The following is a 6173-nucleotide window of genomic DNA, read 5'->3' as shown; positions in this document are numbered from 1 at the left end:
CAGCCCTGAAGTGGGTAAGGATGCCGTCATGGGATTCCACGTCGACTCCGAAACCGGCCGGCTGCGCCGCGTCATCCTGCACCGGCCCGACCTGGAGCTGAAGCGCCTCACGCCCAGCAACAAGGACACCCTCCTCTTCGACGACGTCCTGTGGGTCCGCCGGGCCCGCCAGGAGCACGACGGATTCGCCGACGTGCTGCGCGACCGCGGCGTCGAGGTGCACCTCTTCGGCGACCTGCTCCAGGAGACGCTGAACCTCCCCGCCGCACGCGACCTCGTCCTCGACCGGGTCTTCGACGAGAAGGCCTACGGCCCCCTGGCCACCCCGACCCTGCGGGCGGCCTTCCAGACGATGTCCGCGACGGATCTGGTGTCCGCGCTTGTCGGCGGGATGACCAAGCGCGAGTACCTGGAGCGGCACCCCGAGCCCACCTCCGTGCGCTTCCACACCATGGAGCTCGACGACTTCCTGCTCGGGCCGCTGCCCAACCACCTCTTCACCCGCGACACCTCCGCCTGGATCTATGACGGGGTGTCGATCAACGCGATGCGCTGGCCCGCCCGGCAGCGCGAGACCGTGCACTTCGAGGCGATCTACCGGCACCATCCGCTGTTCACGGGATCCGGGGCCGGAACGTTCCACCACTGGTCCGAGGGCCAGTCCGACTACCCGTCGACCATCGAGGGCGGCGACGTCCTGGTCATCGGCAACGGGGCCGTGCTCATCGGGATGAGCGAACGGACCACCCCGCAGGCCGTGGAGATGCTGGCGCACAAGCTCTTCGCGGCCGGATCCGCCCGCAGCATCGTGGCGCTCGACATGCCCAAGCGACGGGCGTTCATGCACCTCGACACCGTGATGACGATGGTCGACGGAGACACCTTCACCCAGTACGCGGGACTCGGCATGCTCCCCTCGTACACCATCGAACCGGGCGTCGGCGAGCGGGAGTTGAAGGTCACCGACCATCCGCCCGAGCATATGCACCGGGCCATCGCGGCGGCCCTCGGACTCGGCTCGATCCGCGTCCTGACCGCGGTCCAGGACGTGCACTCCGCCGAGCGGGAGCAGTGGGACGACGGCTGCAACGTGCTCGCCGTCGAGCCCGGCGTCGTGATCGCGTACGAGCGCAACGCCACCACCAACACGTATCTGCGCAAGGAAGGCATCGAGGTCATCGAGATCCGGGGCAGCGAGCTGGGGCGTGGGCGTGGCGGGCCGCGGTGTATGAGTTGCCCGGTGGAGCGGGATGCCGTGGGGTGAGGGGAGGCACTCCGCTGCTCGGTATACATTTACTGACCCTCGTATAGACTTGCAGTCAGGCAAGCGAGTCAGCGGTCCCGTCCCCGACAGTCCTGGAGCATGCGCATGGCCACCCACTTGACCGGGCGTTCCTTCGTCAAGGAGCTCGACTTCACCGCCGAGGAATTCCTCGGCCTGGTCGAGCTGGCCGCCGAGCTCAAGGCGGCCAAGAAGGCCGGTACGGAGACCAAGCGGCTCACCGGGAAGAACATCGCGCTGGTCTTCGAGAAGACCTCGACCCGTACGCGCTGCGCGTTCGAGGTCGCGGCCGCCGACCAAGGCGCCTCCACCACCTACCTCGACCCGTCCGGATCCCAGATAGGTCACAAGGAGTCGGTGAAGGACACCGCTCGCGTGCTCGGCCGGATGTTCGACGGGATCGAGTTCCGCGGTGACAGCCAGGCCGGGGTCGAGGAGCTCGCCGCGTACGCCGGAGTGCCGGTCTGGAACGGGCTGACCGACGACTGGCACCCCACCCAGATGCTCGCCGATGTGCTCACCATGACCGAGCACAGCACCAAGCCGCTCACGGACGTCTCGTTCGCCTATCTCGGCGACGCCCGCTTCAATATGGGCAACTCGTATCTGGTGACCGGCGCGCTGCTCGGCATGGACGTACGGATCGTCGCGCCCCGCGCCTACTGGCCGGCCGACGAGATCGTGGCGCAGGCCCGCGAGCTGGCCGGGAAGAGCGGTGCGCGGATCACCTTCACCGAGGGCGTCGAGGAGGGCGTGCGCGGCGCGGACTTCGTCGTCACCGACGTCTGGGTCTCGATGGGGGAGCCCAAGGAGGTCTGGGCCGAGCGGATCACCGCCCTGACGCCGTACGCCGTGACGATGGACGTGCTGCGCGCGAGCGGCAATCCGGACGTGAAGTTCCTGCACTGTCTGCCCGCGTTCCACGACCTCGGTACCAAGGTCGGGCAGGAGATCCACGAGCAGTACGGGCTCGACTCGCTCGAAGTCACCGACGAGGTCTTCGAGTCGGCGCACTCGGTGGTCTTCGACGAGGCCGAGAACCGGCTGCACACCATCAAGGCCGTCATGGTCGCGACCCTGAGCTGAGAGCCTGTCTTTCGAGCGGCTCCGGGGTCAGAGCGCCGGGCGTGCCGGAAGCGTGAACCACACCGCCTTGCCGGAATCGGTGAGGCGGTGTCCGCATGCCTGGCTCAGGGTGCGGATCAGCAGCAGTCCGCGGCCGTGTTCCTGCCACGGGTCCGGGTGTTCGTCGGGCTTCGGGCGGGTCAGATCGCCGGGCGGTGCGGGCGAGGGATCGTGCACCTCGACCTGACAGCCGGTCGGCAGCAGTTCGACCACCAGCTCGATGGGGGCGTCGCCGGAGGTGTGCTCGACGGCGTTCGCGACCAGTTCCGCGGTGAGCAGCTCCGCGGTGTCGCAGTCCGCGGCCTGGTCGGCGTCGATGTCCTGCAGCGCCGTACGGACCAGGGCGCGGGCCACGGGCACGGCCGCGACGGAGTGCGGCAGCGCGATGCGCCAGGAGGTGGGGAGTTCGTGCAAGGCGGGTCCGTTCAGAGGCAGGCTGTCCTGCTTTCAACCATAGGAAGCGTAACCCCGTTGCCAGTAGAGCCACCGGGCCGGGGTGAAGTGGGACGTACGCCACATAAATCGGGACCTTTGGGGCGAGTGGGAGGGAATCGGTGGCCGCCTTATCGCGGACTCGTGACGGCAGTCATATCCGAGTGATAGCTTCGAAGGGCCGCATACGCCGCCCGCAGGAGGCCTCGGTATGAGTCCGTTCACCGGTTCCGCGTCCCGCACCTCCGAGTGGCGCCACCTGAGGGTGAGCGTCGATGAGAGCTCCGTGGCCACGGTGACGCTCGCCCGGCCCGAGAAACTCAATGCGCTGACTTTCGGCGCGTACGCCGATCTGCGGGATCTGCTCGCCGAGCTGGCCCGCGAGAAAACCGTCCGCGCGCTGGTCCTGGCCGGTGAGGGCCGGGGTTTCTGCTCCGGTGGCGATGTCGACGAGATCATCGGTGCCACGCTCGGGATGGACACCTCACAGCTGCTCGACTTCAACCGGATGACCGGCCAGGTCGTGCGCGCGATCCGCGAGTGCCCCTTCCCCGTGATCGCCGCGCTGCACGGCGTGGCCGCGGGCGCCGGAGCCGTGCTCGCGCTCGCCGCGGACTTCCGGCTCGCCGACCCTTCGGCGCGGTTCGCGTTCCTGTTCACCAAGGTCGGCCTTTCCGGCGGCGACATGGGCGCGGCCTATCTGCTGCCCCGGATCGTCGGGCTCGGGCATGCGACCCGGCTGCTCATGCTGGGCGACACGGTGCGGGCGCCCGAGGCCGAACGGATCGGGCTGATCAGCGAGCTGACCGACGAGGGCCGCTCCGACGAGGCCGCGCAGGCCCTGGCGCACCGGCTCGCCGAGGGTCCCGCCCTCGCGTACGCGCAGACGAAGGCCCTGCTCACGGCCGAGCTCGACATGCCGCTCGCCGCCGCCGTCGAGATGGACGCCGCGACCCAGGCGCTGCTGATGAACGGGGAGGACTACGCGGAGTTCCATGCCGCCTTCACCGCGAAGCGCCCGCCGAAGTGGCAGGGGAAGTGACCGCAGTGGGCGCGCCGACCGGGCCCCTGCGCGTCGCCGTCATCGGCGGCGGGCCCGGCGGTCTCTACGCCGCCGCGCTGCTCAAGCGACTCGACCCGGCCCGCGAGATCACCGTCTGGGAGCGCAACGCACCCGACGACACCTTCGGCTTCGGCGTCGTCCTGTCCGACGAGACCCTCGGCGGGATCGAGCACGCCGACCCGGTGGTCTACGCGGCGATGCAGCGCGAGTTCGTGCGCTGGGACGACATCGACATCGTGCACCGCGGCCACCGCTCCACTTCGGGCGGCCACGGCTTCGCCGCGCTCGGGCGCAAGCGGCTGCTACAGATCCTGCACGAGCGCTGCCGGGACCTCGGCGTCGAGCTCCGCTTCCGCACCCAGGCGCCACCCGCGGCCGCACTGGCCGCCTCGTACGACCTGGTGATCGCCGCCGACGGGGTGAACAGCCTGACCCGTGAGGCCCACGCCGACGTCTTCGGCCCACGGATCGAGGAGCACCGCTGCCGCTATATCTGGCTGGCCGCGGACTTCGCCTTCGACGCGTTCCGCTTCGAGATCGCCGAGACCGGGCACGGCGTGATGCAGCTGCACGGCTATCCGTACAACGACAGCGAATCCACCGTGATCGTCGAGATGCGCGAAGAGGTCTGGCAGGCGGCCGGCTTCGACGGGCTCGGCGAGCGCGAGTCGGTGGACCGCTGCGCCAAGCTCTTCGCCGACGCGCTCGACGGCCGCCCGCTGCGGTCCAACAACTCCAGCTGGATCCGCTTCCGCACCGTCGTCAACGACCGCTGGTCCCACGGTCGTACGGTGCTTCTCGGCGACGCCGCCCACACCGCGCACTTCTCCATCGGCTCCGGCACCAAACTCGCCGTCGAGGACGCCCTCGCCCTCGCCGCCTGCATCGAGGAACAGCCCACGATCGAGCGGGCCCTCCAGGCGTACGAGGAGGAGCGGCGCCCCGTCGTGACCTCCACGCAGCGGGCGGCCCGCGCGAGCCTCGAATGGTTCGAGGAGCTCGGGCGCTATGCGGACCAGCCGCCGCGGCAGTTCGCGTTCAATCTGCTCACCCGCAGCCGCCGCGTGACCCATGACAATCTGCGGCTCAGGGACCCTGAGTTCACCGCGGACGTGGAGCGCGAGTTCGGCTGCCCGCCCGGGACCCCGCCCATGTTCACACCACTGCGGATCGGCGGCCTGGAGCTGCGCAACCGCGTGGTCGTCTCGCCGATGGACATGTACTCGGCCGTCGACGGCGTCCCCGGCGACTTCCACCTGGTGCACCTCGGCGCCCGCGCGCTCGGCGGGGCCGGCCTGGTGATGACCGAGATGGTGTGCGTCAGCCCCGAAGGCCGGATCACGCCCGGCTGTGCGGGCCTGTGGAACCCGCAGCAGGCCGACGCGTGGAGCCGTATCACCGCCTTCGTCCATCAGCAGGCGCCCGGCACCGCGATCGGTCTGCAGCTCGGCCACTCCGGCCGCAAGGGCTCCACCAAGCTGATGTGGGAGGGCATCGACGAACCCCTCGACGACGGCAACTGGCCCCTGGCCGCGCCCTCGCCGCTCCCGTACAAGCAAGGCAGCCAGACCCCGCAGGAGCTCACCCGGGACGGGCTCACCGAGATCCGCGAGCAGTTCGCGGCCGCCGCCTGGCGGGCCGAGCGCTGCGGCTTCGATCTGCTCGAACTGCATTGCGCGCACGGCTACTTGCTGTCGAGCTTCCTGTCCCCGCTGACCAACCTGCGCACCGATGAGTACGGAGGTCCGCTCGCCGACCGGCTGCGCTATCCGCTCGAGGTCTTCGACGCGGTACGGGCCATCTGGCCGGCCGAACGGCCCCTGACAGTACGGATCTCCGCGACCGACTGGGCCGAGGGCGGCAACGACGGGGACGACGCGGTGGAGATCGCCCGGGCGTTCGCGGCGCATGGCGCGGACGCCGTCGATGTGTCGACCGGGCAGGTGGTGGACGAGGAGCGGCCCGCGTACGGGCGCTCGTACCAGACCCCGTACGCCGACCGGATCCGGCAGGAGACCGGGATCCCGGTGATCGCGGTGGGGGCGATCTCCTCGTGGGACGACGTCAACTCGCTGATCCTGGCGGGCCGCACCGATCTGTGCGCCCTCGCGCGGCCGCATCTGTACGACCCGCACTGGACGCTGCACGCGGCGGCCGAGCAGGGCTACTCCGGACCCGGGATCGCCTGGCCGCTCCCGTACCAGGCGGGCAGCCGCCGCCCCCAGACCGGCCGCACGGACGCGCCTAAGCCGCGGCTGACGCTGGGGTAGG

Annotated in this window: 5 protein-coding genes; 4 read left to right on the top strand and 1 reads right to left on the bottom strand. The window is 70.1% G+C overall.

Annotated elements, in window-relative coordinates; genetic code table 11:
• The first annotated feature begins 28 nt into the window (after positions 1-28).
• Positions 29-1264, top strand: a complete 1236-nt coding sequence (locus G6045_RS22460; RefSeq protein ID WP_165333848.1) for an arginine deiminase — start codon at positions 29-31, stop codon at positions 1262-1264.
• 105 nt (positions 1265-1369) lie between these two features.
• On the top strand, positions 1370-2368 hold the full coding sequence (gene argF, locus G6045_RS22455) for an ornithine carbamoyltransferase (RefSeq protein WP_165333847.1): 999 nt from the start codon (positions 1370-1372) through the stop codon (positions 2366-2368).
• Between the two features lie 27 nt (positions 2369-2395).
• Here argF and G6045_RS22450 read toward each other — a convergent pair whose 3' ends face one another.
• Positions 2396-2836: an ATP-binding protein gene (locus G6045_RS22450; RefSeq protein WP_165333851.1), complete on the bottom strand. Its 441-nt coding sequence runs from the start codon at positions 2834-2836 to the stop codon at positions 2396-2398.
• A 214-nt stretch (positions 2837-3050) separates the two neighbouring features.
• Between G6045_RS22450 and G6045_RS22445 the strand changes: the two genes are divergently transcribed.
• On the top strand, positions 3051-3881 hold the full coding sequence (locus tag G6045_RS22445) for an enoyl-CoA hydratase family protein (RefSeq protein ID WP_165333846.1): 831 nt from the start codon (positions 3051-3053) through the stop codon (positions 3879-3881).
• Complete coding sequence (locus G6045_RS22440) at positions 3878-6172, top strand: bifunctional salicylyl-CoA 5-hydroxylase/oxidoreductase (protein WP_328707863.1); 2295 nt, start codon at positions 3878-3880, stop codon at positions 6170-6172. The genes G6045_RS22445 and G6045_RS22440 overlap by 4 nt, the downstream gene beginning before the upstream one ends.
• Position 6173 lies beyond the last annotated feature (1 nt).

The sequence above is a fragment of the Streptomyces mesophilus genome, assembly GCF_011044995.1.
In the GTDB taxonomy this organism is placed as follows: Bacteria; Actinomycetota; Actinomycetes; order Streptomycetales; family Streptomycetaceae; genus Streptomyces; species Streptomyces mesophilus.
The sequence above is the reverse complement of the archived record's forward strand: the minus strand, read 5'-3'. Positions and strand labels throughout refer to the sequence as shown.